Raw genomic sequence first — 26,938 nt, 5'->3', positions numbered from 1 at the left:
GCCGGAATCGGATCATCATGCGACGGCGATCATTCCCACCGCGCCGAGAGCTATGACCATTCCGATCTGCTGCAGACGACCAACACGCTCGCCGAGCATCACCATCGCTAACAGCACCGTCGCGGCCGGATACAGCGACGCGATGACGCTGACCAGCGAGAGCATTCCGCCCTGGTAGGCGTAGAGCAGTGCGGCGTTCGCGACGACGTCGAGCACACCGACGAACGCCGCGAGTTTCAGGACACTTCCATGCGGGGCGGAAAAGTGGCCGGTCGCCAAGGCAACGCTCCACACCACGGCGGTCGCCGAGGCTCGCGACGCGGCCAGTGGCCACAGACCCGCCCCGTCGCCGATCTGATGGAGACAGATGAACGCCAACGCGAAAGTGATGCCCGAGCCGACCGTGAGCCAGGCCACTGTACGGGTGAATTTCATGTCGCGACCGCCCGCGACCTCACCGGTCGCCTCGTCCGGCGATTCTTTACTCACCAAGACGACCGCAACGAGCGCGAGAGCAATTCCGCAGAATGCGAGTATGCCGGGTCTTTCCCCGATCATGAGCCCAGCGAGCACCGGAATACCGGCGACGAGGACGGCCGTCAGCGGCGACACGACGGCCATCGGTCCCGAAGCCAGGGCGAGATAGAACCACCACACCGCAAGTCCCCCGGCGACCCCGGACGCCAGCCCCCACAACATCGGAACCAGCGACACGGTGCCGCCGACGAATGGGGCTATCAGCAAGACGACGACCAAAGAGAACGGGTACGAAACGATGACGACTCGAAGTGCGGCTACCCGCCTCGATGCGACTCCTCCTACGAAGTCGCTGACTCCGTAGCCGACGGCTGCGACGAGCGCGAGCAGGATTGCTGTCAGCGCATGCCCTTGATACGGCGTCCGAGTTCGCGCGTCACCTCGCGCTCGGCGGTGCGGCGCGCGAGGTCCTGACGCTTGTCATAGTCCTGTTTTCCTCGGGCGAGGGCGAGTTCGACCTTGACCTTGCCATCGGAGAAATACATCGACAGCGGGACGATCGTCAGGCTGCCTTCCTTGACCTTGCCCGCGAGACGTTCGATTTCTCGCTTGTGTAGCAAAAGCTTCCGAGTGCGCCTCGGTGCATGGTTGGTCCAGCTGCCCTGCGTGTACTCGGGGATGTGCAGTCCACGCAGCCACACCTCACCGTCGTCTACGGTCGCAAAAGCGTCGGCCAAGGATGCTTTACCGTCGCGAAGACTCTTCACTTCGGTTCCGACAAGGGCGACACCGGCCTCGTAGACATCGAGGATCGCATAGTTGTGTCGCGCTTTTCGGTTGGTCGCGATGGCCTTACGGCCCTTCTCTCTCACTGCAGGGCCCTTTCTCGAGCGCGGGAAGGCGTGTGCGCTCGTGTACACAGCCGCTCCAGCATAGAACCGATGCGCAATCCGTTTTCTTCCGGCCGGAGCGGAGCCTGCGGAGTGAGCAGGATTGGACCGAGCGGAGCCTGCGGAGTGAGCAGGATCAGCCGGAGCGGAGCTATTCTCTGACGTAGAGGCGCAGCGTGATGTATGCGGTCACGGCCGCCATACCGATGCCGACGAGTGCGAGGAACGGCGACACCAGCAGCACGTCACTGTTGGAGATGCGCGCGAGAATGTTGGCTTCGTATACGTCGGCGAGGACGTCGTCGATGAAGATGTTCTTGGCACCGAACAGGCCCGCAATGGCAAGCCCTGATCCGATGATCGCGGCGACGACGGCCTCGAGCAGGAAGGGTAGCTGCGTGTACCACCGTGTTGCGCCGACCAGTCGCATGATGCCGACCTCGGTACGCCTGGTGAAAGCAGCAATCTGAACCATGTTGGCAATCAATAGAATTGCAGCGATCGCCTGAACGATGGCAATAGCGAAGGCAGCGTTACGTACTCCGTTCAACACGCTGAAGAGCCGCTCGACCAGATCGCGTTGATTGAGCACGCTCTGCACGCCTGGACGATCGGCGAAGTTGTCGTTGATGACACCGAACCGCTCGGGATCGCTCAACTTGACTTTGAACGACGCCGGGAAGCTGTCCGGGCTCACCAACTGTGCCAACTCGGGTTGGTCCTTGAAGACCCGCTCGGTCGCGTCCTTGACCGCGTCATCCCGATTCAGGTATTCCACGGACACGACTGCGGGGGTCGACTCCAGGTCGCTACGCAGCGCTGCGCATGTGTCCTGGGCGCACTCAGGGTCGGTCGCGGAGATGTCGTCGGTGAGGAATATCTGAACCTCGACGCGATCGAGAAAGATCTGTTGCGTTTTTCCTGCCATCTGCACAACCAGCAAACCGCCGCCGAAAAGGCCGAGCGAGATTGCGGTCGTGAGAATCATGGCGATGGTCATGGTGATGTTGCGGCGAAGTCCGGTCAGAACCTCACTGAAAATGAAACTTGCGCGCATCGCGGAATCCGGGCCCTTCGGTGTGTGCGGTCGAGAAAGTCATGTGAGCCGGCGCTGCCGGCTGGAGTGGAGCCTGCGGAACGACCCGCTGTCCAGAAGTGGAGCCTGCGGAACGACCCGCTGTCCAGAAGTGGAGCCTGCGGAACGACCCGCTGTCCAGAAGTGGAGCCTGCGGAACGACCCGCTGTCCAGAAGTGGAGCCTGCGGAACGACCCGGGGATGCTATCTGCCCACGCCGTAGACCCCGCGAGCCTCGTCTCGCACCACTCGGCCGTTGTCCAGTTCGACTACGCGTCGGCGCATCGAGTCGACGATGTGATTGTCGTGGGTAGCCATGAGAACTGTCGTGCCGGTTCGGTTGATCCGCTCGAGCAGCATCATGATGTCTTGGCTGGTGTCGGGATCGAGGTTTCCGGTCGGCTCGTCGGCCAGCAGAACGAGAGGTCGGTTGACGAATGCGCGTGCGATCGCGACGCGTTGTTGTTCGCCGCCGGACAGCTCGGAGGGTAAGCGATCGGACTTGCCGCCGAGCCCGACCAGTTCGAGGACCTCGGGCACTGTCCGCTTGATCATCGAACGCGGCTTGCCGATGACTTCGAGGGCGAATGCGACGTTCTCGACGACGGTTTTCTGCTGCAGAAGCCGGAAGTCCTGGAAGACACAACCCATGCTCTGCCTCAACCGTGGAACCCGCCGTGACGAGAGCCGGTTGACGTGAAAGTCCGCTACGTGGATGTCTCCTGAGGTCGGGCTTTCTTCCTTCAGGAGGAGACGCATGAACGTCGACTTGCCGGAACCCGAAGGGCCGATGAGGAAGACGAACTCGCCCTTGTCCACGGATACGGTCACGTTGTCCAGTGCAGGCCTGGTCGACGTCTTGTACGACTTGGACACATTCGTGGTGCTGATCACGGCTCGCAGTGTAGTCCTTACCGGCGGGTAGCCGACCGAAGCGAGGACCGCGATTCGAATGTCATGGGGTGCTCGACGGGGCTGAGGGGGCGGGCGCCTGCGGATATAGCGATCGTAGTTGCGGAGGAACGGTAATACCTGGCAAATAGGTCGGAACCTGCGTCGTCGCGCTCCCCGATTCTCCGGTTGACGACCCGGGCCCTCCCTGCTGTCCCGGCTCCTGCTGTTGCCCTGGCTCCCCCGGTGTGCCGCTTGTGTCCGAGGGGTCCTGCGATGTAGTGGAGTCGACGCTCGACGACGGCGGGACGCCGGTCGACGGCGTCAAGGATTCGGGAACGTAGCTCGGAAGACGGTTCTGGTATTGACCGGTGTCGATCGGAGTCGGGCCGTTCACCGCACTTTCCGGCTCAGGCCGTACCTGACCGTAGAGCAGCGCGGTCAGCACGAAGCAGATTCCGAGCGCCACCGTCGACGTTCGGGCGCGCCCGAAGAGTCGCGACGGGATCTTCCAGTGGCGAGTCGACCGATCGGTGTCGGTGTTCTCTTCGGTCACCTGTCCGCCCCCCGGTCACCTTGGGCCGAGTCGGGTGCGACTCCGGCGGTCGAGACGTCCGGGGCCACGCTGATTCCCTCGGGCTGCAACGCTGCTGCCACCCGAACACGCAATTCGCGTCCGACCTGAAATTGCTTGCCTGGCAACGTTCTCGCTACCAGACGCACATGCACCAGATCGACCTCGATGCTCTCCACACCCATCACGGTGGGCTCGTCGAGCAATAGCTTTCGCAGTCGGGCATCGGCAAATGCAGCGTGCCCGACGCGTCGCAGAATTTCGTTGACGTGTGTCAGGTCGGCGGTGGAAGGAATCGGAACGTCGACCACCGCGCGTGCCCAGTCTTTCGACAGGTTGATCGCTTTGACGATCTGCCCGTTCGGGACGGTGATCACTTCACCGTCCACGCTACGAACCCGAGTGACACGCAATGTGACGTCCTCGACGGTCCCCTCGGCATCTTCCGCCGAACCGAGGACGGCGATCTGTACGACATCACCGAACCCGTACTGCCGTTCGGTGATGATGAAAAATCCGGCGAGAATGTCCTGCACTACGCGCTGCGCGCCGAAGCCGAGAGCTGCGCCCAGGACTGTTGCGGGTGCGACGAGCGAGGTGACGGCGAAACCGAACCGTCGGAGAACTTCGATGGTGACGAGTACATAGACGATGGTGACGGCAACCCAGGTGATCACTTGAGCGAGCGCATGCCGATGCTTGGCTGCCTCGGACCTGACCAGCGCGTCACTGTGCTGGTAGTTCGAATCGATGCGCGTGGTGATCCGCGACCCGGCCCAGCTGATCAACCTGGCCACCAGCATGCCGCCGAGTATGTACAGCACGATTTCCAAACCGCGACCGCTGAGCCAGAGTCGAAGATCGGGAGGCAGTCCGAACGATAAGGCGCTAACCGTCGTGGCAGCCATCATGCCGATTTACTCCTCCCCCCGCATACGCCAGCGAATCCCGGCTTCCAGGAAACCGTCGATATCACCATCGAGCACAGTGGAGGGGTTGTTCACCTCGTATTCGGTACGCAGATCCTTGACCATCTGATACGGATGCAGAACGTAGGACCTCATCTGGTTACCCCACGAACTTCCACCGTCGCCCTTGAGCGCATCCATCTCTGCACGCTCTTCTTTGCGCTTGACCTCGAGGAGCTTGGCCTGCAACACCCGCATCGCGGAGACTTTGTTCTGCAGCTGCGACTTTTCGTTCTGACACGTCACGACGATGCCGGTCGGAATGTGTGTCAATCGGACCGCAGAGTCGGTGGTGTTGACGGACTGACCGCCCGGACCGCTGGACCGGTAGACGTCGACGCGGATGTCGTTCTCGGGAATCTCGATGTGATCGGTGGTCTCGACGACCGGCAGGACCTCTACCTCGGCGAAGGAAGTCTGACGTCGTCCCTGGTTGTCGAACGGGCTGATACGAACCAGCCGATGCGTTCCCTGCTCGACCGAGAGTGTGCCGTACGTATATGGGCCCTTGATCGCGAAGGTCGCACTCTTGATGCCCGCTTCCTCGGCGTACGACGTGTCGTAGACCTCGACGCCGTAACCATGCTTTTCGGCCCAACGGATGTACATCCGCATGAGCATCTCGGCCCAGTCGGCCGCGTCGATTCCGCCGGCGCCGGAACGAATGTTGACGAGCGCGTCGCGCTGGTCGTATTCACCGGACAACAGGGTCCGCACTTCGGCGGCGGCAATGTCTTCTCGCAGAGCGGCGCGCTCGGCGTCGGCATCCGCCGTTGCGGACACCTCGGCCTCACCTTCTTCACCCTCGGCCAGTTCGTACAGAACCGGGAGGTCGTCGAGCCTTTGCCGCAGTGCCTCCGCACGACGCAGTTCCGCCTGGGCGTGCGAGAGCGCACTTGTCACCTGCTGAGCGTGGTCCTGGTCGTTCCACAGGTCCGGCGACACAGCTTGATGCTCCAGCTCGTTGATCCGTCTGCGCAGCTCCTCGATGTCGAGGACAGACTCGATCGTGGTGAGGGTGATGTCGAGTTCGGCTAGGTCTGCGGAAACGTCAGGATGCACGAGAGTCAAGGTTACCGGCACCGTCGATGGCACGGAGACCGCCATGCCCGACGCGACCCCGGACTTCCGACCGCATCGATTGACGAAGGTGACGGCGACTCCGTCGACACCTCTAGTCTTGTTCGCGTGACCGACTACGCTGCCGACCTCCGACTCGCGCTTGCTTTGGCCGACGAAGCCGACTCCATCACGCGGAATCGATTTCTCGCCCTGGACCTCGAAGTCGACGACAAACCGGACCTGACCCCGGTCAGCGACGCGGATCTGGCCGTCGAACAGCAACTTAGGTCCGTGCTGAGCGAGCAACGCCCCGATGATGCAGTGCTCGGTGAGGAATTCGGCGGTGATGTTGCGCTGAAGGGAAGACAGTGGGTCATCGACCCCATCGATGGCACCAAGAACTTCGTTCGCGGCGTGCCGATCTGGGCAACACTCGTCTCACTGCTGAGCGACGGTGTCCCTGTGGTCGGTGTCATCAGCGCGCCGGCACTGAACCGGAGGTGGTGGGCCTCGGAGTCCGCAGGCTCGTTCACAGCCTTCGACAACGGCTCGCCCCGGCGACTCGGTGTTTCGGCTGTGCGGGAATTGTCTTCTGCCAGCTTGAGCTTCGCCAGCCTCTCGGGCTGGTTGGAGCGTGGGGTACGCGAGGAGTTCATCTCGTTGACCGACGATGTGTGGCGTGTGCGTGGCTACGGCGACTTCCTTTCCTATTGCCTGGTGGCCGAAGGCGCGCTGGATATTGCGGCCGAGCCGGAGGTCTCGTTGTGGGACCTGGCTCCGCTGGACATTCTCGTCCGCGAGGCCGGTGGCAGGTTTTCCTCGGTCGACGGCCGACCCGGCCCCCATGGAGGCAGCGCCATCGCGACCAACGGACTTCTGCAGGACGAGGTAGTTCGCCGCCTGAGCTGAGACAACGGGGGGTGACAGTGCTGTGGTGATCGGAGGGTGCCGCACTATGGCTGACGTGCGACGACAGCCAACAACTTACTCAGGAGTAGACAGCTATCTTACTCGGGAGTAAGATAGTGCGGGTCCGAGCCCGACACCGAGAAACAGCTGGTGATCATGAGCAAGCAAGACAGTGTGATCGAAACGAAGCGCAAAGCGCCTCGCGACACGTCCGCGGTTGGCCTCAATCCGTTCAAACGAGATGCCATCGGCACCGCCATGCGCGTGCTCACGGCAATCACCGGATCCGAGCTGGCAGAGAAGTACAACTTCCGCCAAACCATCGACCGCGTCACATACGAGAGCACCAAGACCGGGTTCAAGACCCTGGGAGCCGCAACTCGTAAGTTCGCGAAGGCGACCGGAAACGACAAGCCCAAGCGCCTCGACGACTCCGCGGCCAAGAACCTCGAGTATTTCGATCTGACTCCCGACGACGAGCAGCGCATGATCGTCGAGACGGTCAAGGAATTCGCCGAGGAAATTCTGCGGCCCGCAGCATTCGAGTCGGATGCATCCGCATCGTCTCCAGAGGACCTCGTTCGCAGATCCGCCGAACTCGGCATCACGTTGATCAACGTTCCGGAGGAGCTGGACGGCGCAGCCTCCCAGCGCGGTGCCGTCACCAATTCCCTGGTAGCCGAAGCACTGGCGCACGGAGACATGGGGCTGGCACTACCCATTCTTGCGCCCAGCGGCGTCGCCGTTGCACTCACCCAGTGGGGCACCGACGCCCAGCAGAAAACCTATCTTCCCGCATTCGTCGGCGACAAGGTGCCCAATGCAGCCGTCGTAGTCAACGAGCCTCGCGCATTGTTCGACCCATTTGCATTGGCCACCAAGGCAGTTCGTTCGCCCAGCGGTTTCAAGCTCAATGGCGTCAAAAGTCTCGTTCCCGCGGCAGCAAGTTCCGAATTGTTCATCATCGCCGCCGAACTGGAGGGCCGTCCGGCCTTCTTCATCGTCGAGTCCGACTCCAAAGGCCTTGTGGTCGAAGCCGATCCGAGCATGGGCCTGCGAGCCGCAGGCCTCGGACGGTTGATCCTGACCGACGTTGCCCTTCCGGAATCCGCTCTGCTCGGCGATGGCGATTCGGACCAGCATGCGCTCGACTACGCGAACGCTATCAGCCTCGCTCGCCTTGGTTGGTCCTCCCTCGCAGTCGGTACCAGCCAAGCCGTTCTCGACTACGTCATTCCGTATGTCAACGAGCGTGAGGCTTTCGGTGAGCCAATCAGCAATCGCCAGGCCGTTGCCTTCATGGTCGCCAATATTGCCATCGAGTTGGACGGCATGCGCTTGGTCACCCTCCGCGGTGCTTCGCGCGCAGAGCAGGGACTGTCGTTTGCCCGCGAAGCCGCTCTCGCACGTCGTCTCGCATCGGAAAAGGGTATGCAAATCGGTTCGGACGGAGTTCAACTCCTCGGCGGGCACGGCTTCACCAAGGAGCACCCGGTAGAACGTTGGTACCGCGATCTTCGCGCCATCGGCACTGCCGAAGGCATCGTTCTCATCTGACTCGCGCCCACCTTGAAGAAAATGACCCAAGGACACACACGATGATCAATCTCGAACTACCCAAAAAGCTTCGGGCACAGGCGAATCAAGCGCATCAGGTGGCGGCCGAGATCTTCCGTCCAATCTCGCGCAAGTACGACCTGGCCGAGCACGAATACCCGGTCGAACTCGACACCATGGCGTCCATGATCGAGGGAATGTCCGACGCAGGCAACGATATCGGTGGCGCAGCAGGTGGCCGTCAAAAGGACAGCGAGTCCGCACCGAAGCCCAGCAAGACCGCCAATGCCAACGGCGGAAACATGTCCGCACTGATCAATGTCATCGAAACCTGCTGGGGCGACGTCGGATTGACCTTGTCCATCCCCTATCAGGGGCTCGGCAACTCGGCGATCGCAGCAGTATCCACCGACGAGCAACTCGAACGGTTCGGCAAGGTATGGGCTTCCATGGCCATCACCGAGCCAAGCTTCGGATCCGACTCGGCAGCCGTGACCACAACTGCAGTTCTCGACGGCGACGAGTGGGTTCTCAACGGCGAGAAGATCTACGTGACCGCTGGTGAGCGTTCGAGCCACATCGTTGTATGGGCGACGGTGGACAAGTCGAAGGGACGCGCAGCGATCAAATCGTTCGTCGTACCGCGCGATGCCCCAGGGCTGAGTGTTGCTCGCCTCGAACACAAGCTCGGAATCAAGGCCTCCGACACAGCAGCACTTCTCTTCGAGAATTGCCGGATTCCGAAGGACAATCTCCTCGGAAACCCGGAAGTGGATGTCGACAAGGGGTTCGCGGGCGTCATGCAGACGTTCGACAACACGCGACCACTCGTAGCCGGCATGGCGATCGGTGTAGCCAGGGCTGCCCTCGAAGAGCTGCGGTCGATTCTGACCGAGGCTGGTGTCGATATTTCGTATACCACCCCGGCATACAACCAGCATGCCGCTGCAGCCGAGTTCTTGCGGCTCGAAGCGGATTGGGAGGCATCTCACCTCCTGGCACTTCGAGCAGCCTGGATGGCCGACAACAAGCAGCCGAACTCGCTTCAGGCTTCGATGGCCAAAGCGAAGGCCGGCCGTTCGGCAACGGATATCACGCTCAAAGCCGTCGAACTGGCCGGGACATCTGGGTACTCGGAACGACTTCTTTTGGAGAAGTGGAGCCGAGACTCGAAGATCCTCGACATCTTCGAAGGAACGCAGCAGATTCAGCAACTGATCGTTGCCCGTCGAGTACTGGGAAAGACGTCGGCGACGTTGAAATAGTCGTTCCAAACAGCATCCCTCCGAAGAACCCGTGGTCGGCTCGAGTCGACCACGGGTTCTTTGCGTCCCCGCAGAAGTATCGTCGGTAGATGTGTGGCGGGATATTTTCTGTCGCAGTGTCGAAAACGCTGAACGCCGTTCGTCGTCACCATGTAAGACAACGAACGTGCCGAACAAGGCACCGCTGATACAAGGAGACGAACATGAAGTACATGCTGCTGATCAACGCGCCGAGCGCAGATTTCGATAACGGTTGTTCGGTGGAGGACTGGATACAGTTCGGTAAGGAAATGCAGGATGCGGGCGTGTGGGTTACCGGCCACGCTCTCGCAGATCTCACGACGGCGACAACAGTGCAGGTCGACTCATCCGGGCAGCGCAGCATCACGGACGGACCGTTTGCGGAAACGCGAGAGGTATTGGGCGGGTTCGAGGTCATCGATGTGCCGGATCTGGACGCCGCACTCGATTGGGCCGAACGATGCCCGGGTTCTCGCGGCGGTGGTGCGGTGGTCGTACGACCGATCGCCGACTTCTGAGACTGTCGTGATGAGCCACAGATCGGCATTCTCCCTCGAAGCCGTGTTCCGCGAAGAATACGGGCAACTCCTGGCAACGCTCGTGGGGCGATTCGGCGATCTGGATTTGGCCGAAGACGCTACCTCCGATGCGTTGGAGGCTGCGTTGAGTCGGTGGCCGGTCGATGGCGTCCCTTCGAGACCCGGCGCTTGGCTACTGACGACAGCCCGGCGCCGGGCGGTGGACAGACTTCGACGCGATCAGGCCTACGCCGCCAAACTCGCCGTACTTCAGGTTGAGCAAGATCGCGCATTTCTGTCACCGGTTTCCGGTCCCGTCGACGGCGGTCTGCCCGACGAACGTCTTCAACTTTTCTTCACGTGTGCGCATCCCGCGCTGGCACCGGACGATCGGATTGCGATCACGCTGCGCACTCTGGCCGGGTTGACTACAACCGAAGTTGCTAGGGCCTTCTTGATTCCTTCGTCGACGGCCGGACAGCGAATCTCCAGGGCCAAGCACAAGATCCGGGTCGCGCGGATTCCCTTCCGCGTCCCGGATCGACACGAAATGGCGCAGCGGCTGCCGGGGGTTCTGCAAGTTGTGTATTCGATCTTCACCGAGGGTTATTCAGCGTCGTCCGGCGAAAACCTGATCCGCACAGATCTGGCCGAAGAAGCGATACGGCTCGGCCGGATTCTACACGGTCTGCTTCCTGCCGAGCGTGAAGCTACCGGGCTGTTGTCACTCATGCTCTGCACTCACGCCCGGCGTTCGGCACGCGCAGGAAAAGACGGTGAGATCGTGATGCTAGGAGAGCAGGATCGCCGGCTATGGGACCGCGAGATGATCGATGAAGGGCGGGCGTTGGTGGTCCTCGCTCTCACCGGCGGCTCCCCCGGACCGTACGGCGTTCAAGCAGCTATTGCGGCCTTGCACGACGAAGCTATCGACGCCGAGAGCACGGATTGGCCTCAGATCGCAGAATTGTATGGCGTGCTGGCGACGATCGCGCCGTCGCCGATCGTCTCTCTCAACAGGGCGGCAGCTATCGCTTTGTGCGAGGGCCCCGGCGCCGGCCTCGAATTGATGGAAGCACTGTCTACCGAGCCGTTGCTGAAGAACTACTATCCTTACCTCTGCGCCCGAGCGGATCTCCTCGCACGACTCGATCGCTGGTTGGAAGCTGCTCGATGGTTCGAATGCGCATTCGGCCTCGCTGGCTCCGAACCCGAGAAAAAATTTGTACAGCGCAGACTGTCGGCATGCTATCGCAACGCATCGTCGGCTCCAGAAGACACGCTCGAGGTTTGACACTTCTCCGCAGCTGAAGATCGAACACCAGTACGACTACGTGATCGACGCTTTCCCCTCAGAGTGAACTGAATCACACTATGATCGAGGCCGCAGGGTGCCGGTCCACGGTCTTCGACCCGCCTGCAAGCGAAGCAGTTTCGGCACGACGCACGATCTCGAGGGGATGATCATGTCGGTGAAGCAAAGCATGGTTCGACACCGCACGCTGTCACACATTATCGAAGGAGCCGGTGCAGTACGCGTCATGAATCGAGCGGGACTCATTCCGTTTCCGCGACTGGATCGAGGAATCGCATCGATCCGTGCAGTAGGTAAGTACGGACCCTTCGCGGGTCCGGTCCACGCACACGCCGCGGCGGGCGTCACCACAACCGCTCTCGTCGACGAGATGGGGTCGATGTCCTACATCGACCTCGAGCAGCAGTCCAACGCGCTCGTCCGAGGCTGGATGAACGCAGGTGTCGGAGCGGGATCCGTCATGGGTGTGATGGCTCGCAATCACCGGGGGCTCGTGCTCACCATGCTGGCCGCCGCCAAGGGCGGCATCCGGCTCGTCATGATGAACACCGGTTTCGCTCCCCCACAATTGGCCGACGTCGCAGTCCGCGAGCAGGTCGGCACCTTCGTGTACGACGAGGAGTTCGCCGCTGTCGCGGCGGTTCTCGCACCCGAGGTGAAGGCTTTTCTGAGCTGGTCGGACTCGTCGAATCCCGCAATCGCCACCCTGGCCGACGTGGCGAACGGGCAATCCACCTCGGCCGTCCCTGCACCGACGACGCAAGGAGGGTTCGTTCTACTGACAAGCGGCACGACCGGAACGCCGAAAGGCGCTCCCCGAAATCACACGTCCCCGTTGGCGTCGGCGCAGTTCCTGGATCGGGTTCCACTGCGCCGCGGACAGACGATGGTGATGGCAGCTCCAGCATTCCATGGAACCGGCGTCTCGCAATTCGCGCTGGCCCTGGCGCTGTGCAACACCGTGGTGATGCATCGAAAATTCGATCCAGAAAACACTCTCGCACTCGTCGCTCGCCATTCCGCGGACTCATTGGTGTTGGTTCCGACGATGCTGCAACGGATTGTCGACCTCCCGCCCGCTGTACTCGCGAAGTACGACACATCCTCTCTACGAATAATTTTCGCGGCAGGATCGGCCATCTCACCCGACTTGAGCCGTCGCGCGACCGAGGCGTTCGGGCACGTTCTGCACAATCTTTACGGATCCACCGAGGTCGCAGTTGCGACCGTCGCAACCCCCGAGGATCTCGCTGTGGCGCCCGGCACCGCGGGTCGGCCACCGGTTACGTGCCATGTCGAATTGTTCGACAACGACGGACTGCGCGTAACCGACGTCGGAGCAGTCGGCCGGATCTTCGTCTCGAGCGGACTGAGCTTTTCCGGCTACACCGATGGACGTGACAAGGAGCGGATCGACGGAATGCTGTCCACCGGCGACGTCGGCCACTTCGACGAGAACGGCCTACTGTTCGTCGACGGACGCGACGACGACATGATCGTCTCGGGCGGTGAGAACGTATACCCACTGGAGGTGGAGAACTTACTTGCCGAACGTGCGGATGTCGTCGAGGCAGCCGTGGTCGGAGTCGCCGATCCGGATTTCGGACATCGCCTCAAGGCCTTCATCGTTCCAACGGACAACTCGACACGAAATGCCGAAGAAATCGTGAGCTACGTGAAGTCGAACTTGGCTCGGTACAAGGTTCCACGCGAAATCGTGTTCCTCGACGAACTACCCAGAAACGCTACCGGCAAGATCCTGCGGCGCGCGTTGACGGAGTATGCCGGCCCGGTTGCCGGCGAACTACGGACTACGGACTACGGACTACGGACTACGGACTACGGACTGAGAAGACCAGGTAACAGATCGACTGGATGCCGAACCGACCGAACGTAGTCCAGAAAGAACTAAAGCCGGTACCTGTGATGGGTACCGGCTTTGGTTCTTAGTAGCGGGGACAGGATTTGAACCTGCGACCTCTGGGTTATGAGCCCAGCGAGCTACCGAGCTGCTCCACCCCGCGATGCAGGAACTAAGTTACCGGACGGTCTGGAACGAAAGCAAATCACTGCGCTCCCCGATGAACCGAGACGGAGAAGTTCGGCTCTTCGTCTTCGCCTCAACCTCACCATCGCACCCTTACCGTCATACCCAGGAAGAGAAACCCAGCCGTGCGGTCTCACCTCGCTCGTCCAGGACATCGACTCCAAAACCTGCTCAACACGCCGGCCCCGTAGACCGAATACGGTGCCCTGAGTCACTCGAACCACGTGATCTATAGCACATAACGAGCACATAACGAAGTGGATACGAAATGGTCCCGACCCCTCCTCAGCAGGGGTTATTCCGTGATTCGTCCCAACAGGTGGACGGGCGTGCCGGAAATTCTTGGTGTGACGTCACGAAAATCCTCGACTACCTTCGCTCTCGGTCCTAAAACACAGGGCCAGTACCACCCCCGCCGCTAGCGTTGCTCTGCCCCGCGGGGAATGGATCCCCGAATACGAACGGGGGCAGAGCCGCAACACGTGCGAGTTACTCGTACACAGCGCCTTGGACACGTATTACTCGCGAAGTCCAGCACGGCCGGTTGTGTCAGCATGCGCGGAGAGGATTTATCCCACATGTCCAATGGAACCAATTTCGGCAAGCGTGCACTCGGATGGGCGACCGTCACCGGCGCCGTCGTAGCAATCCCCCTCGGCCTCTCGATGGGCACTGCGAACGCTGCAGAGCACAACTGGGACGGTGTCGCGGCGTGCGAGAGCGGCGGCAACTGGAGCACCAACACCGGTAACGGCTACTACGGTGGCCTGCAGTTCTCGCAGAGCACCTGGACCGCCAACGGTGGAAGCGGATCACCCCAAAGCGCATCCAAGGCAGAGCAGATCCGCGTAGCGGAGAACACCCTGCAAAGCCAGGGACCCGGAGCTTGGCCGGTCTGCGGTCAGAACCTGACCACCGGTGTCTCGGCACCGGCACCCGTTGCCGAGGTCGCGCCTGCACCAGCAGCGCCCGTCCAGGAGGCACCGGTCGAGTACATCGCCCCGGTCGAGCCCGTCGTCACACCGGAACTGCCTGTTGCGCCGGAGTACCAGGCAGCCGCAGAGCAGTACGTCGATCAGGCCACCACCGTCGCACAGCAGGGCTTCGACACTGCGTCCAAGCTCGCCGAGCAGTACGGAGTCAGCGCACAGTTCGAGCAGCTCGTTGCAGCCAACTCGCCGATCTTCAGCGCGATCGGCCGGTAGTCGATCGGCCGATCGGCATGCTGACCCGTCAGCGCTGATCGACGCGACATAGCTTCGCAACAGACGCGAACGGCGCCGTCACTCTTATGAGTGACGGCGCCGTTCGCGTCTGTTCTCGTCTTCAGATCTCTGTCACCGATGTCACTGTCACCCGGTGGCTGCGAGTACCCAACAGTCCGGGTACTCGCAGCTACCGTCAGCTACCGCCGTTGTTATAAGCGTCGATAGCTTGCTGAAGTGCGTCGAAGGCAGTTCCCAACCGTCCGAGATCACCGCTCTGTTGAGCGGTGCGTACATCGGTCAGCGCACTGTTCAATCGCTGCACAGCGGCTTGACTCGGCTGGCCTTGCGCCGGCGGCGCAGTGGCCGGTGGAGGAGTCGCCCCTGCCGTCGCACCTGGCTCGACAGTGGGCTGGGGATTTTCGGGATCACCACCGGGTGCGGTGGCCGCAGTTCCAGTGCCCGAGCCGAAGACCTGATCGAGCGCCTCCGACAACGTCGCTGCGTATCCGACGCGCACACCACCTCCCGAACCAGGTTCGCGGTAGCTCACCAACACCCTGGTCAGCTGTGGGAACGTCGACGTGGACGCAGTATTTCGCTCCGTGTACAACGGTTCCACGTACAGAATGCCGCCGTCGGCAATCGGTAGAGTCAACAGGTTTCCGTATTGGATGTTGTTGGACTGCTGTAACAGGGTTCTATCGGAGGCAACTCGGGCATCCGACGTCATCGAGTTCTGTGCTTGTTGCGGACCCTGCGTCTGAGTGTCGGTCGGCAATTGGAGAATCGTGAACTTGCCGTAATTGTCAGGGTCCGAACGCACCGATATGTACGCCGACAACAACTCCCGATCGAATCCGACCATGGCACTGGTCAATCTGAACGATGGCTTGCCGGTCTCGGGATCGCCGATCAATACATAGTACGGAGGCTGATTGAGATTGGTGCCTCCGTCGACCGTCGGATCACTCGGAACCGACCAGAACGCGTTGTTGGTGAAGAACTCGTTCGGATCATCGACGTGGTACTTGGCGAGCATTTCGCGCTGAACCTTGAACAAGTCCTCCGGATACCGGAAGTGAGACCGAAGGTCGGCAGGGATGGAAGATTCCGGTTGGACCGAGTCCGGGAAAACGCCCATCCATGCGTCGAGCACCGGATCCTTGTCGTCCACCTGGTACAAGGTGACCGAGCCATCGTAGGCATCCACCGTCGCCTTGACGGAGTTACGAATGTACGAGACTTCTTGCTTGGGAAGCGGCCGACCTGTCGTCGATTCCACACTGTCCGCAGTAAGACCGTCCAACGACGCACGCTGCGCGTAAGGATAGTTCTCCAACGTGGTGTAGCCGTCGACTATCCAGACGATCTTTCCGTCCACGACAGCTGGGTAGGAGTCACTGTCCGTGGTCAGCCACGGGGCGGCCTTCTGAACACGCTCGCGGGGATCACGATTGAACAAAATCTTGGAATCGTCACCGATAGCTCCCGAGAACAGGATGTTCCGCTCGGCGTACTTGGCTGCGAAGGCCAACCGGTTGAACCAGTTGCCGACCGATACGCCGCCCGCACCGGAATAGGTGTAGCGAGAGGTATCGGTGTCGTATTCGCGATCGCCGCTCGAACCGCCGGTACCGACGATGGCGTAGTCGGGATCGGCCTGTGCAATGACCTCGCCGTAGTAAATGCGAGGCTGATCCACAGGAATGACCTGATCGGTGCCCTGCGAAGCAATGTCACTGACGGTATAGATCGGGTAACCGCTGTTGCTGTTGGATCCCTCAGCAGTCGGGTCCTGCACCGCTGCGTTGACGCGGTTGGCCGGAGCCGCCACGAAACCGTTTCCGTGCGTGTAGACCGTGTGCCGGTTGATCCAGTCCGTCTGGTTACCAGTGAGACTCTCGGGCGACAGCTCACGTGCCGCGACGATGTAATCCTGAAGCTGGCCGTCGATCTCGTACCGATCGACATCCAGCGATGTTGGAAACCCGAAGAAGTTCTTCAGCTGTTGCTGCTGAGTGAAGGTGCGAGACAATACATTCGGGTCGAGCAGACGCGTATTCGCAATCGTGGTGATGTCCGCCGGGCTTTCCCGTGGAGACTGCGAACCTTCACCCGAATAGTCCTGATACTCGACGTTGTCGTCCCCGATACCGTAGGCATCTCGGGTAGCAGCGATATTCCTTTCGATGTACGCCCGCTCCTTGACTGCAGCGTTGGGACGAACCGAGAACTGCTCCATCAGCAGCGGGAACACTGCACCGACGAGGATCGACGACAGCACCAGCAACGCAGTTGCAAGCGCTGGAACCCGCAAATCGCGGAGGAAGATCGCCGCGAAGAAAGCTGCGGCACAGATCAATGCAATGGCCAACAGAATCAGTTTGGCCGGGAGTACAGCATTGATATCGGTGAAGCCTGCACCGGTGAACGTCGGCTCCTTCCGACTACTGGACAGCAGCGAGTATCGGTCGAACCAGTACGCAATTGCCTTGAACAGAACGAACGAACCGGCGAGGACCGCCAACTGAATACGCGCGGCCCGAGTGAGCGCGCCCTCGCGGCCCGCCAAACGAATGCCACCGAAGATGTATTGCGTCACCAAGTTCGCGAAGAACGCGACGAGCGTAGAGACGAACAACCAGTTCAGAACGAACCTGTAGAACGGAAGGTCGAACGAATAGAAGCCGACATCGAGACCGAACTGTGGATCGGCAACTCCGAAATCGCCGCCGTGCAGGAACAACTGGACCGTGACCCAGTTGGTCTGCGCGATGAGACCGGAGATGAGACCGAAGATCAAGGGAATTCCGACGCCGAACAGACGGAGTCTGCTCATGACGGTCGTTCGGTACCGAGCAATCGGATCGTTCGGCCCGGCAACGGGAACGAAGACGGGACGGTTCCGGTAAGCAAACCAAATCGACAGAAATACGACTCCACCGACCAGCAAGCCGACAACCAGGAAGATCACCAGGCGAGTCAGCACTGTCGTCGTGAAGACCTGACGGAAGCCGACTTCGTCGAACCACAGCCAGTTCGTGTAGGTGTCGATAAGGCGTGGGCCGATCAGCAGCAACGCTGCGAGGACCAAGGCCAGGACAAGTAGAATTCGGCTCCGCCGCGACAGCGACGGTAGTCCGGAGGGGGCCCTCATGCCCACGTGCCACACTCCAACTTCGGGCGGTACAAATCTGTACCGCAGATGGCTTCGGCGGCACACATTGTGCGCCGCCATGTCCGATTTGAGAACCACTGTACGGAAGACCCCATCGACTCGCTCACACCCGTCGACTCTTTCGTAGCCCTGCGAGGTGCATTTTCTGTTCGGTGGGAGGATGAACACGTGAGCGATTTCAGCGACGACCTGTACGGCGACGGCATAGACCACGAAAACGACCCCGAAGAGCTGGGTGCCGCACTGGCGCGATGCGCGCACGAAGTGGCAGATTTCGTCGATGCCGAAGGGTGGGGACAGCCACCGCAACTGTTCGCGCTGGTCCCGACCTCGGTATTGGCGGCCGCAGAGCCTGGACTACTGGAAGAACTGGCCGATGGTTCGGCGCTCACTCCCATTCAGCAGCATTCGCTTCCCGATGACATCAAGGGCGGTTCGCCGGCACTGGACGAGTTTCTCGCCACGACCAGCTGGCCGGAGGGCGTCGTCGGATGCGCACTCGTCCAAGAAATCGTCGTGCTACCACCCGCGGCTGAATCAGCGCTCGACGAAGCACTCGTGCCGTTGCTCGCGAACAGTGACGCAGCAGACGAGGCAGCGCGGCTCGCCGCTCGGACCCACCCCGATCGCAAGGACGGCCGGCTCATCGCCGCAGTGATCAAGGACGGCCCCACGTTGACGCTGCTACAGCTGCAGCCTGACGACGACGCCGACCCCTTCGCCCCGATCGAACTGCTCCTCTACGACAACCTCGCGCCCAATGTCGTGCACGCGTTGTACACGACATTCGACAATGTGGAAGAGGACTGAACCGGTCGACGAAAACTGAACTGGACCAGTCGGCCTCGTTCAGCAGGCAGGTGCGTCTCCCCCGTCGCCGATCGCCTGCAGTGACTCGATAGCGCCGTCGAGCGAGTCGACCCTGACCAGCCGGAGGCCGTCGGGGACGTTCTGTTCGGCCTCGTCGCAGTTGCTCGACGGAACCAGAAATGTCGTCGCACCAGCTTCCCTTGCGGCGATCAGCTTGTACGGGATGCCGCCGATCGGTCCGACCGTCCCGGCGGCATCGATGGTGCCGGTGCCTGCCACGAAGTCACCGTTGCTCAGTTCGCCGGGGCTGAGCTTGTCGACCACCGCGAGACTGAACATCAGTCCGGCAGAGGGTCCGCCGACGTCCGCAAGGTTGAACTTCACGGTGAACGGGACATCGGGTTTCTCGGCCGGTGTGACACCGAGATACCCCTTTTCCGGGTCGTCCGGTCGAGCCCCCAACATCACGGATTCGGTTCGTTCGCCGTCCTCGTTCGACACGACGATCTCGATGACGGCACCGGGTGCTCGAGCACTGACGGCGTCACGAACCCCCGCAACGGTGTCGGCGGGCACACCGTCGATCGAGACCAGGCCTTCACCTTCGGTCAGCTTCCCGGCCGCCGGCCCGTCGGCGGCGACCGATCCGACCGTCAGCACCACAGGCAACCCCAGGTGGTGCAGCGCAGCGAGTTCTGCGCTGGCCTCCGACTGCTCGAAATCCGCCTCGTTACTCTGCTGAACTTCTTCCTTCGTTTTGTCCGGTGGATACACCTCTTCGCGCGGCACAAGTCCCTGCCGTCCACTCACCCAGTAACCTAACGCCTCGAAGATGTTCAATTGATCGCGCACCGCGACGGTGGTCATGTTCAGATGCCCGGTGGTGGGGTCTACTCCCACGCCGTCGATCTCGACTACAGGCACCCCGTCTGCATCACCGAGGGTGTTGTAAGTGGGCCCCGGACCGAGCGCGGCGAACGGAACGGTGACGACCGTCCCCGCGACGCCGAGTACGACAACGGGCACGAGTGCGGCGACCAGAGTAGCGATCCTACGATTCACCCGACAAACAGTAGAACCGATCGAACGACGGCCGGTGCGAGACCCCTCCTTTCCGCATTCTCGGCGACCAAGGGCGCGTGTTCGCCGACAGCGTGATCACCGTTGATACCCTCGAGCGCTGCAGCCTTGTACCGTTGACCCATGAGCAATTTTGGTTTCGAAAGCTCCGACGAGGATCCGGACAAGAAGAAGGATCAGGGCGGAAACAGTACGCCCGGCGGCTTCGGATTCGGCAGTGAGGGTTTCGACCCCGCGGCCCTGGGCCAGATGCTTACCCAGTTCGGGCAGATGCTGAGTGGAATGGGCGCCCAAGGACAGGGAGGCGCGAATGCGGGGCCGGTGAACTACGACCTGGCTTTGCAGCTCGCTCGTCAGCAGATCGGCACGATCACGCCGGTGGCTGCGGGTAAGTCCGAGGCAGTCGCGGACGCCGCGCACCTCGCCGAACTCTGGCTCGACGGCGCTACGACGCTTCCTGCCGGGGCGAGCAAGACACTTGCGTGGACTCCCGGCGACTGGCTCGACAACACCATCGAAACCTGGAAGCGGTTGTGCGATCCAGTCGCAGAGCAGATCTCCGGAATGTGGACTTCCGGTCTTCCAAGTGAGGCTCAGCAGGCGGCCGGGCCGATGATGGGCATGCTGACCCAAATGGGTGGGATGGCGTTCGGGTCTCAACTGGGTCAGGCTCTCGGCCAGCTCTCCAAAGAAGTGCTGACCTCTACCGATATCGGCCTTCCGCTCGGACCGAGCGGAGTCGGAGCGTTACTGCCGGAGGCCATCGCGGCGTTCTCCGAAGGTCTGGAACAACCCGAACGCGAAGTTCTCGTGTTCCTGGCTGCCCGCGAAGCTGCCCATCACCGGTTGTACAGCCATATTCCGTGGTTGCGGCAGCGCGTGCTCGCCACGGTGGAAGAGTATGCCCGGGGTATTCGGATGGACTTCTCGGCAATCGAGGAGGCAGCGGCAGGCCTCGACCCCGCATCCCTCACCGATCCGTCGAAGATCGAAGAGATTCTGCAGCAAGGCGCGTTCGAGCCACAGACGACGCCTGAGCAGAAGCACGCGCTCGAACGCCTCGAGACCATGCTGGCGCTGGTCGAGGGCTGGGTCGAGACCGTCGTAGGTGAAGCACTCGGCGAGAGGCTTCCGGGCGCGGGTGCGCTCGGCGAGACCATTCGACGGCGTCGTGCATCGGGTGGACCGGCTGAACAGACCTTCGCAACATTGGTCGGTCTCGAGTTGCGCCGCCGCAAGGTTCGCGAGGCGAGCGAGCTGTGGCGTCGACTCACCGCCGCGGCCGGCATCGATGGACGCGACGGTGTGTGGTCTCACCCCGATCTGCTGCCCGTATCGGCGGATCTCGACGATCCCGCCGGATTCATCGACGGTGTCGTGGGCGGCGGATCGAGCAGTTTCGACGACCCGATCGCACAACTCGAAGCTACCGAGGCGCAGGAACGATCCGAACGTGAAAAGAGGGACGGCGACAAGTCCTCCTAGAAGTACACGCCGGGAGAAACGCAACCGGGAACTGGGTGGATCGAAAATCTTCGATCCACCCAGTTTTTCGCTCTATCCGCTGTTCAGCACGTTTGTAGCCTGTGGATAACCGACGGTTCGCGACGTAGCGGGACCGTGCAGGCCTGTCATCGTTTCGATTCATGAGCAGATCAGCGATCCGTCGACCGAAGCTTCGTGTATCGGCGTTCGTACAACGGAACGGGACCGTTCGTGTCGGTTGGGATCCCGACCGGTCGTACATCCTCACTCCCCCACCCGGGGTCGAACCGAAGGTCCTGCTCGATATCCTCGGCCAGCTCGACGGCGCCCATTCCCGTGCACACGTGGTGTGGTTCGGGTGCACAGTGGGATTGACTGGCAATTCGATGTCCACTCTCCTCGCCGAACTCGACGAGGCCGGGCTACTGAGCGAGGGAGTCCGTCCATCGACCGACGGAGCTCCAACCGGTGTGGTCACCGTCCACATACTCGGACGAGGACCGCTGTCGGACGCCTTGGCCTCGGGTCTGACCCCTTCGTCCGCCCTCGTCGTCGTGCGTTCGAGTCTCGCGCCTGCACAGTTGCTGACAGTGGACGACGCCGGATGGCCCTGCGACATCGCCGTGCTCGCCGACGATATGGCACCCGATCCACGCGTGATCACTTCGCTCGTGCGTTCACGCACTCCACACCTTCAGGTCCGAATCCGCGACGGCAAGGGGATCGTCGGTCCGTTCGTCGACCCCGGCAACACCAGTTGCCTTCGGTGCGCGGAGTTGATTCGCTGCAGCTTGGATCCACAGTGGCCGCACGTCTCGGCACAACTGCTCGGTCGTGTCGGTGAAGCCACCAAGCCCACCGTCCTGGCAACGGCTGCCGTTGCGCTCGCCCAGATCGAAGCTTTCGTCGCCGGGCATGAGGCGGCGTTGCGGGACAGGTCGTTGGAGCTCGATCTCGTGGCGCACACCATGGACTCCCGCCACTGGGTTCGGCATCCAGGATGCGACTGCGCCCTCGTATAGCAGTCACATGTGTGCTCTCACCTGCTAGGTGGGCAAGAAGTTCTTCGTTCAGCCATGATGGGCATGTGTCAGACATTCCTCGCCGCGGCTCAGCCCGAACTGCCAAGCTCGCACGAATTCCGATCGGTATCGCCGGGCGGGCGGCGGTGGGCTTCGGGAAGAAGCTTGCCGGCGGCAATCGCCAAGAGATCGACAGCGCGCTTGCTGCCAAAGCAGCCGAGCAACTCTTCGCGGTGCTCGGTGAACTCAAAGGTGGCGCAATGAAGTTCGGGCAGGCGCTCAGCGTGATGGAGGCCGCCGTCCCGGAAGAGTTCGCTGAGCCGTATCGGGAGGCGCTCACCAAGCTCCAGGCGGATGCACCGCCCCTACCCGCAGACAAAGTTCATCGGATGCTCGACCGGCAGCTCGGAACCACGTGGCGATCCCGTTTCGTTTCTTTCGACGACACTCCGGTGGCCTCGGCGAGCATCGGACAGGTTCACCGGGCGGTCTGGTCCGACGGACGAGACGTCGCGGTCAAGGTTCAGTACCCAGGCGCAGACGACGCTCTGCGTGCCGACCTGAAAACATTGTCGCGTTTTGCCAACACATTCAGCGCCATCTTCACCGGTGCGGACGTCAAACCTGTGCTCGAAGAATTGATAGCTCGGACCGAGGACGAACTCGACTACCGTATCGAGGCATCGAACCAGCGGGCTTTCGCGCAAGAGTTCGACGGCGACCCACAATTCGCGGTACCCCGCGTCGTCGCCAGCGCACCGAAAGTCCTGGTCAGCGAGTGGATGAGCGGCACACCACTGGCCACCATCATCGCAAGCGGAACAGCGGAACAGCGGAACGACGCAGGAGCACTGCTGGCATTGTTCGCTTTTGCGGCTCCGGCAAGGGCAGGTCTGCTGCACGCCGATCCACATCCCGGAAACTTCATGCTGCTGCCCGACGGTCGACTCGGCGTCATCGACTTCGGTGCGACCGCCCCGATGCCCAACGGGTTGCCGCCGGTGCTGGGCAGGATGGTTCGGTTGGCGCGCGAAGAACGATTCGACGAGTTGGTCGAACTGTGTACCGACAATGGATTCGTCATTCCCGGGCGCACTGTGACCGCGACGGAAATATCGGACTATCTACGGCCGTTCACGGATCCGATTCGCACCGATACATTCCACTTCACGCGCGCTTGGCTTCAGAAGGCAGCAGGTTCTGCAGCTGAATTCGACAGTGCCCAGCTCAAAACTGTTCGCGCACTGAATATGCCTGCCGAATACATCATGATCTTCCGTGTTCTCGGTGGCCTGGTGGGTATCTGTGCACAATTGGACGCATACGCGCCCTACATGTCGATCTTGACCGAATGGATGCCCGGCTTCACCGACGACGACGCTCGGTCGAGCGAAGGCTGATCGGACCGACGCAAAAGCCGGGCATCACATACCGATCTCACGCAACCTCCAGCTGATTGCTCCTGTCTTTCCGCGGCCGGCCACGCGGACGTTTGCGGGCAATGACGACACCCTGATCAAGTATTTCGCCGCCCCACACGCCCCACGGCTCGGCGCGATCGAGTGCTGCACTCAAACACATGCGGCGGATGGGGCACTCGACGCACAGCTCTTTGGCTCGCTCCAGTTCATGCGGACTTTCCGCGAACCACAAGTCGGGATCGTCTGCCCGGCAGGGTACTTCGACTCCGAAGACAGTGCCGTTATTGGTCGATATCGCTGGTTGCTGCGGTGACGGAGCGATACGTGCTGCGCTCGGATGTGAATCGGTCGAACTCTCGACCTCGTATCGGCATGTCGTCCGGGTTATGACGGTAGACACGTCATTCTCCTCTACTTTTCGTACGGCGTATGTGCGGTTCTGCGACTTATGTGCGAACCCTGGGCCGAACGTTCGAGTCAGGAGGGGGTCTTCTCGAACAAAAATGGCCACGGTCCGCATGAGCGGGTCCGTGGCCTTTGGAAGGCGATTCTCGAAGCGTTCCTATCGAGGCTTTCCTCGATATCGACCTTCGCTCACGGACACACTCTGTGCTCGGCGATGAAATGCTGCCGCGCCTGCGGGGCGTACTGCTGCGCCCCAGGCCTGGACTGGCCAGTTCGCGGCAATCGTGTCGATTCCCGCCGGGGTGGCACCGGCGGTTGCATCGGCAGCAGCGAGGTAGGCAGAAACACAAGCCATAGGCACGGACTGAACAGCGTGCGTGTCATCAGCAACGACAATGTGATTCGTCATCGTTCTCCCACCTCCTCTTCGACCAATGGATAATTCATTCACCAAGTCAATATTCTTCCCGCTCGCGGCCTACCACGGGCGGTGGAAACAGACTAAACCCCACGCTTCGAATGGCACAAGCTATTTTCTACCTGCAGTTCTGCGGTCGCGACCCGACCTACTTGGCCGAGGAATCACGAACCACCGTCAGCACATCCTCACCGAACCGCTCGAGCTTCTTGGCGCCGATGCCGGGGATAGCGACGAGACCGCGATCGTCCTGTGGAAGCTGTTCTGCGATCGCCGTCAAAGTCGTGTCACTGAACACAACGTATGCGGGCACCTTCAACTCGCGGGACTTGTCCAGTCGCCACGACTTCAACGCGTCGAGAAGTTCGACATCGACATCCGACGGATGGCTTTCACATCTACCCAACATCGTTGCGGCGGAACCGATCAACGGTTTTCCACATAGACGACACTTGGGGCCGGATTTCTTGGTAGCGGGTACTGCAATCCGAGACGCGGGTGAGTCCTCCGGAATCAACCCGTTGAGAAAGCGAGATCGACGACGCGACTTCCGTCCGCCCTCGTTGCGGGCCAACGCCCACGACAAGTGAAGATGCTCCCTCGCGCGCGTGACACCGACGTAGAGGAGTCGCCGCTCCTCTTCGATGGCAGCATCGTTGTTCGAACTCGGATCATTGCCCAGCGCGTGCGAGATGGGAAGCGTTCCGTCCGCAAGTCCGACGAGGAACACTGCGTCCCACTCGAGCCCCTTCGCTGCGTGCAGGGAGGCAAGGGTGACGCCCTGTACAACCGGTGGATGCCGCGCCTCGGCACGCGCTGCAAGTTCACCCAAGAGACGATCGAGGTCCAACTCGGGATCCTGCGCCAGCAATTCCTCGGTCACCTGAACCAGACCGCCGAGCGAAGCCCATTTCTCACGCGCCTGAGCACCTGCTGGTTCCGTTGTGGTCAGACCGAGCGGGGCGAGAACAGCGCGCACGAGTGAGGGCACACCCTTACCAGACTTGGACTCCATCGGCAGATCGTCTCGACCCGATGCTGTCCGCAAAGCGGAAATACCCTGGCGAACTTCAGGTCTGTTGAAAAATCCTTCGCCGCCTCGAACCTGGTACGGGATCTTCATTTCCGTCAACGCCTGTTCGTGAACCTCCGATTGAGCGTTGATCCGATATAACACCGCGATCTCCGAAGGTGCCACGCCCGAAGAAATCAATCTCTTCACAGCGCGGGCGACTCCATCGGCCTCGGCCGGCTCGTCGTCGTATTCGAAGAACTCTGGTTCCGGCCCTGACGGGCGCTGCCCGATCAACTGCAACCGAGTGCCGGCGATGCGGCCTCTCGCTGCGCCGATGACTCGGTTGGCCAACGACACGACCTCGGGTGTCGACCGGTAGTCGCGCTCGAGTCGGACGACTGTGGCGTCGGGAAAACGTCGGGAGAAGTCGAGGAGGTAGCGCGGGGTTGCACCGGTGAAGGAATAGATAGTCTGATTTGCATCTCCGACGACGGTGAGATCGTCACGTTCTCCGAGCCAAGCGTCGAGAACTCGCTGCTGAAGCGGCGTCACGTCCTGATACTCGTCCACCACGAAGCACCGGTATCTCTCGCGAAATTCGTCGGCGACCGCGGAGTGCTCCTCGAGAGCAGCCGCGGTGTGCAACAGCAGATCGTCGAAATCGAGCAACATGCCGTCGCCGCCGTGAGTCTTGAGGTCCTCGTAGCCGGCGTAGACCGAGGCGACCTTCGACGCATCCATGGGAACTTCTCGATGCAGACGTGCCGCTACCGCGGGATAGTCCTCGGGTGCAACGAGCGAACCTTTGGCCCACTCGATTTCACCCGCCAGGTCCCTGATCGAATCGGTGGACGTCGATACACCCGCACGATGGGCGGACTGGCTCACGAGTGCGAACTTACGATCGAGCAGTTGCCAACCGGTATCACCGACAACTTGCGGCCAGAAGTATTTGAGCTGTCTGAGCGCGGCAGCGTGAAAGGTCCGCGCTTGCACCGGTGGACCTTCGCCACCGACCCCCAACTCGCGGAGTCGGCCACGCATCTCGCCTGCCGCGCGTGCGGTGAAGGTCACCGCAAGCACCTGGCCCGCCGAGACGTGCCCGGCAGAGACCAGGTGCGCAATCCGCCTGGTTATGGTCCGAGTCTTACCTGTTCCTGCACCCGCCAGAACACACACGGGGCCACGTGGCGCCGACACGGCAGCAGACTGTTCGGGATCCAACCCGGCGATCATCGAGTCCACTGGCATGCCGACCATCATGTCAGGAGGCACCGACGGTACATGGAGCGCGGTTCCGGATGCCGGCTACCCGCCTACTGCCATG

The 26,938-nt window shown here is 61.5% G+C and carries 22 protein-coding genes, 1 tRNA gene and 1 pseudogene; 11 read left to right on the top strand and 13 right to left on the bottom strand.

Annotated elements, in window-relative coordinates; translation table 11 throughout:
* Nucleotides 1-15: 15 nt before the first annotated feature.
* From QMK32_RS13160 to prfB, 7 genes are all read right to left on the bottom strand, one after another.
* A complete protein-coding gene (locus QMK32_RS13160; RefSeq protein ID WP_502943619.1) occupies nucleotides 16-879 on the bottom strand; it encodes an EamA family transporter in 864 nt (287 codons plus the stop codon).
* The gene (smpB, locus tag QMK32_RS13155) at nucleotides 876-1,349 is read right to left on the bottom strand and encodes an SsrA-binding protein SmpB (protein WP_283475397.1); all 474 of its coding nucleotides are present in this window, start codon (nucleotides 1,347-1,349) and stop codon (nucleotides 876-878) included. The genes QMK32_RS13160 and smpB overlap by 4 nt, the downstream gene beginning before the upstream one ends.
* 169 nt (nucleotides 1,350-1,518) lie before the next feature.
* Nucleotides 1,519-2,424, bottom strand: a complete 906-nt coding sequence (gene ftsX, locus QMK32_RS13150; RefSeq protein WP_269303333.1) for a permease-like cell division protein FtsX — start codon at nucleotides 2,422-2,424, stop codon at nucleotides 1,519-1,521.
* 222 nt (nucleotides 2,425-2,646) lie between these two features.
* Nucleotides 2,647-3,336, bottom strand: coding sequence for a cell division ATP-binding protein FtsE (gene ftsE / locus QMK32_RS13145; protein ID WP_088944447.1), 690 nt, complete (start codon nucleotides 3,334-3,336; stop codon nucleotides 2,647-2,649).
* A 61-nt stretch (nucleotides 3,337-3,397) separates the two neighbouring features.
* The gene (locus tag QMK32_RS13140; RefSeq protein ID WP_283475392.1) at nucleotides 3,398-3,889 is read right to left on the bottom strand and encodes an Rv3103c transmembrane domain-containing protein; all 492 of its coding nucleotides are present in this window, start codon (nucleotides 3,887-3,889) and stop codon (nucleotides 3,398-3,400) included.
* The gene (locus QMK32_RS13135; RefSeq protein WP_442972342.1) at nucleotides 3,886-4,815 is read right to left on the bottom strand and encodes a mechanosensitive ion channel family protein; all 930 of its coding nucleotides are present in this window, start codon (nucleotides 4,813-4,815) and stop codon (nucleotides 3,886-3,888) included. The genes QMK32_RS13140 and QMK32_RS13135 overlap by 4 nt, the downstream gene beginning before the upstream one ends.
* 9 nt (nucleotides 4,816-4,824) lie before the next feature.
* Nucleotides 4,825-5,937, bottom strand: a complete 1,113-nt coding sequence (gene prfB, locus QMK32_RS13130; RefSeq protein ID WP_269303325.1) for a peptide chain release factor 2 — start codon at nucleotides 5,935-5,937, stop codon at nucleotides 4,825-4,827.
* Between the two features lie 126 nt (nucleotides 5,938-6,063).
* Here prfB and QMK32_RS13125 point away from each other — a divergent pair, with 126 nt between their 5' ends.
* The 6 genes and pseudogenes from QMK32_RS13125 to QMK32_RS13100 form a co-directional block, all read left to right on the top strand.
* Complete coding sequence (locus QMK32_RS13125) at nucleotides 6,064-6,846, top strand: inositol monophosphatase family protein (protein WP_283475391.1); 783 nt, start codon at nucleotides 6,064-6,066, stop codon at nucleotides 6,844-6,846.
* A 150-nt stretch (nucleotides 6,847-6,996) separates the two neighbouring features.
* Nucleotides 6,997-8,403: an acyl-CoA dehydrogenase family protein gene (locus QMK32_RS13120; RefSeq protein WP_283475390.1), complete on the top strand. Its 1,407-nt coding sequence runs from the start codon at nucleotides 6,997-6,999 to the stop codon at nucleotides 8,401-8,403.
* 41 nt (nucleotides 8,404-8,444) lie between these two features.
* On the top strand, nucleotides 8,445-9,668 hold the full coding sequence (locus tag QMK32_RS13115; RefSeq protein ID WP_283475389.1) for an acyl-CoA dehydrogenase family protein: 1,224 nt from the start codon (nucleotides 8,445-8,447) through the stop codon (nucleotides 9,666-9,668).
* A gap of 203 nt (nucleotides 9,669-9,871) precedes the next feature.
* Entirely contained in the window at nucleotides 9,872-10,207 is a 336-nt protein-coding gene (locus QMK32_RS13110; RefSeq protein ID WP_269303319.1) for a YciI family protein, read from the top strand.
* Between the two features lie 10 nt (nucleotides 10,208-10,217).
* Nucleotides 10,218-11,501, top strand: a complete 1,284-nt coding sequence (locus QMK32_RS13105) for an RNA polymerase sigma factor (RefSeq protein ID WP_283475388.1) — start codon at nucleotides 10,218-10,220, stop codon at nucleotides 11,499-11,501.
* 190 nt (nucleotides 11,502-11,691) lie between these two features.
* A pseudogene (locus tag QMK32_RS13100) lies at nucleotides 11,692-13,302 on the top strand (acyl-CoA synthetase); the annotation flags it as partial.
* A gap of 170 nt (nucleotides 13,303-13,472) precedes the next feature.
* Here QMK32_RS13100 and QMK32_RS13095 read toward each other — a convergent pair.
* Nucleotides 13,473-13,546 (bottom strand) — tRNA-Met (locus tag QMK32_RS13095).
* A 601-nt stretch (nucleotides 13,547-14,147) separates the two neighbouring features.
* On the opposite strand from QMK32_RS13095, the gene QMK32_RS13090 reads away from it, so the two are divergent.
* The gene (locus QMK32_RS13090; RefSeq protein ID WP_283475387.1) at nucleotides 14,148-14,774 is read left to right on the top strand and encodes a transglycosylase family protein; all 627 of its coding nucleotides are present in this window, start codon (nucleotides 14,148-14,150) and stop codon (nucleotides 14,772-14,774) included.
* Between the two features lie 196 nt (nucleotides 14,775-14,970).
* Here the strand turns inward: QMK32_RS13090 and QMK32_RS13085 are convergent, their stop codons facing one another.
* A complete protein-coding gene (locus tag QMK32_RS13085) occupies nucleotides 14,971-17,940 on the bottom strand; it encodes a UPF0182 family protein (RefSeq protein ID WP_283475386.1) in 2,970 nt (989 codons plus the stop codon).
* A gap of 219 nt (nucleotides 17,941-18,159) precedes the next feature.
* Between QMK32_RS13085 and QMK32_RS13080 the strand changes: the two genes are divergently transcribed.
* Nucleotides 18,160-18,765 carry a PPA1309 family protein gene (locus tag QMK32_RS13080; protein WP_283475835.1) on the top strand — a complete coding sequence of 202 codons (606 nt, stop codon included), beginning with the start codon at nucleotides 18,160-18,162 and terminating at the stop codon, nucleotides 18,763-18,765.
* Between the two features lie 39 nt (nucleotides 18,766-18,804).
* On the opposite strand, the gene QMK32_RS13075 is transcribed toward QMK32_RS13080, so the two are convergent.
* On the bottom strand, nucleotides 18,805-19,827 hold the full coding sequence (locus QMK32_RS13075; protein WP_283475385.1) for a YlbL family protein: 1,023 nt from the start codon (nucleotides 19,825-19,827) through the stop codon (nucleotides 18,805-18,807).
* Between the two features lie 141 nt (nucleotides 19,828-19,968).
* On the opposite strand from QMK32_RS13075, the gene QMK32_RS13070 reads away from it, so the two are divergent.
* From QMK32_RS13070 to QMK32_RS13060, 3 genes are all read left to right on the top strand, one after another.
* On the top strand, nucleotides 19,969-21,330 hold the full coding sequence (locus QMK32_RS13070) for a zinc-dependent metalloprotease (protein ID WP_283475384.1): 1,362 nt from the start codon (nucleotides 19,969-19,971) through the stop codon (nucleotides 21,328-21,330).
* Between the two features lie 161 nt (nucleotides 21,331-21,491).
* The gene (locus QMK32_RS13065) at nucleotides 21,492-22,352 is read left to right on the top strand and encodes a TOMM precursor leader peptide-binding protein (RefSeq protein ID WP_283475383.1); all 861 of its coding nucleotides are present in this window, start codon (nucleotides 21,492-21,494) and stop codon (nucleotides 22,350-22,352) included.
* A gap of 65 nt (nucleotides 22,353-22,417) precedes the next feature.
* Nucleotides 22,418-23,752, top strand: coding sequence for an ABC1 kinase family protein (locus tag QMK32_RS13060; protein WP_283475382.1), 1,335 nt, complete (start codon nucleotides 22,418-22,420; stop codon nucleotides 23,750-23,752).
* Nucleotides 23,753-23,789: 37 nt separating this feature from the next.
* Here QMK32_RS13060 and QMK32_RS13055 read toward each other — a convergent pair whose 3' ends face one another.
* The 3 genes from QMK32_RS13055 to QMK32_RS13045 form a co-directional block, all read right to left on the bottom strand.
* Nucleotides 23,790-24,068 (bottom strand): WhiB family transcriptional regulator, encoded by a 279-nt coding sequence (locus QMK32_RS13055; protein WP_283475834.1) that lies wholly within the window; start codon nucleotides 24,066-24,068, stop codon nucleotides 23,790-23,792.
* A gap of 267 nt (nucleotides 24,069-24,335) precedes the next feature.
* A complete protein-coding gene (locus QMK32_RS13050; RefSeq protein WP_283475381.1) occupies nucleotides 24,336-24,587 on the bottom strand; it encodes a hypothetical protein in 252 nt (83 codons plus the stop codon).
* A gap of 157 nt (nucleotides 24,588-24,744) precedes the next feature.
* Nucleotides 24,745-26,871, bottom strand: a complete 2,127-nt coding sequence (locus tag QMK32_RS13045; RefSeq protein ID WP_283475831.1) for an ATP-dependent DNA helicase UvrD2 — start codon at nucleotides 26,869-26,871, stop codon at nucleotides 24,745-24,747.
* Between the last annotated feature and the right edge of the window lie 67 nt (nucleotides 26,872-26,938).

Origin of the sequence: Rhodococcus sp. H29-C3 (assembly GCF_030063405.1) — a bacterium.
In the GTDB taxonomy this organism is placed as follows: Bacteria; Actinomycetota; Actinomycetes; order Mycobacteriales; family Mycobacteriaceae; genus Rhodococcoides.
This window is presented reverse-complemented; position numbering and strand designations above follow the sequence as displayed.

Bases quoted from the DNA above. Each gene is read 5' to 3' on its own strand.
- ftsX (WP_269303333.1), bottom strand. From the start codon at position 2,424: ATGCGCGCAAGTTTCATTTTCAGTGAGGTTCTGACCGGACTTCGCCGC.
- QMK32_RS13135 (WP_442972342.1), bottom strand. From the start codon at position 4,815: ATGGCTGCCACGACGGTTAGCGCCTTATCGTTCGGACTGCCTCCCGAT.
- QMK32_RS13115 (WP_283475389.1), top strand. From the start codon at position 8,445: ATGATCAATCTCGAACTACCCAAAAAGCTTCGGGCACAGGCGAATCAA.
- QMK32_RS13110 (WP_269303319.1), top strand. From the start codon at position 9,872: ATGAAGTACATGCTGCTGATCAACGCGCCGAGCGCAGATTTCGATAAC.
- QMK32_RS13105 (WP_283475388.1), top strand. From the start codon at position 10,218: ATGAGCCACAGATCGGCATTCTCCCTCGAAGCCGTGTTCCGCGAAGAA.
- QMK32_RS13090 (WP_283475387.1), top strand. From the start codon at position 14,148: ATGTCCAATGGAACCAATTTCGGCAAGCGTGCACTCGGATGGGCGACC.
- QMK32_RS13070 (WP_283475384.1), top strand. From the start codon at position 19,969: ATGAGCAATTTTGGTTTCGAAAGCTCCGACGAGGATCCGGACAAGAAG.
- QMK32_RS13065 (WP_283475383.1), top strand. From the start codon at position 21,492: ATGAGCAGATCAGCGATCCGTCGACCGAAGCTTCGTGTATCGGCGTTC.
- QMK32_RS13050 (WP_283475381.1), bottom strand. From the start codon at position 24,587: ATGACGAATCACATTGTCGTTGCTGATGACACGCACGCTGTTCAGTCC.
- QMK32_RS13045 (WP_283475831.1), bottom strand. From the start codon at position 26,871: ATGGTCGGCATGCCAGTGGACTCGATGATCGCCGGGTTGGATCCCGAA.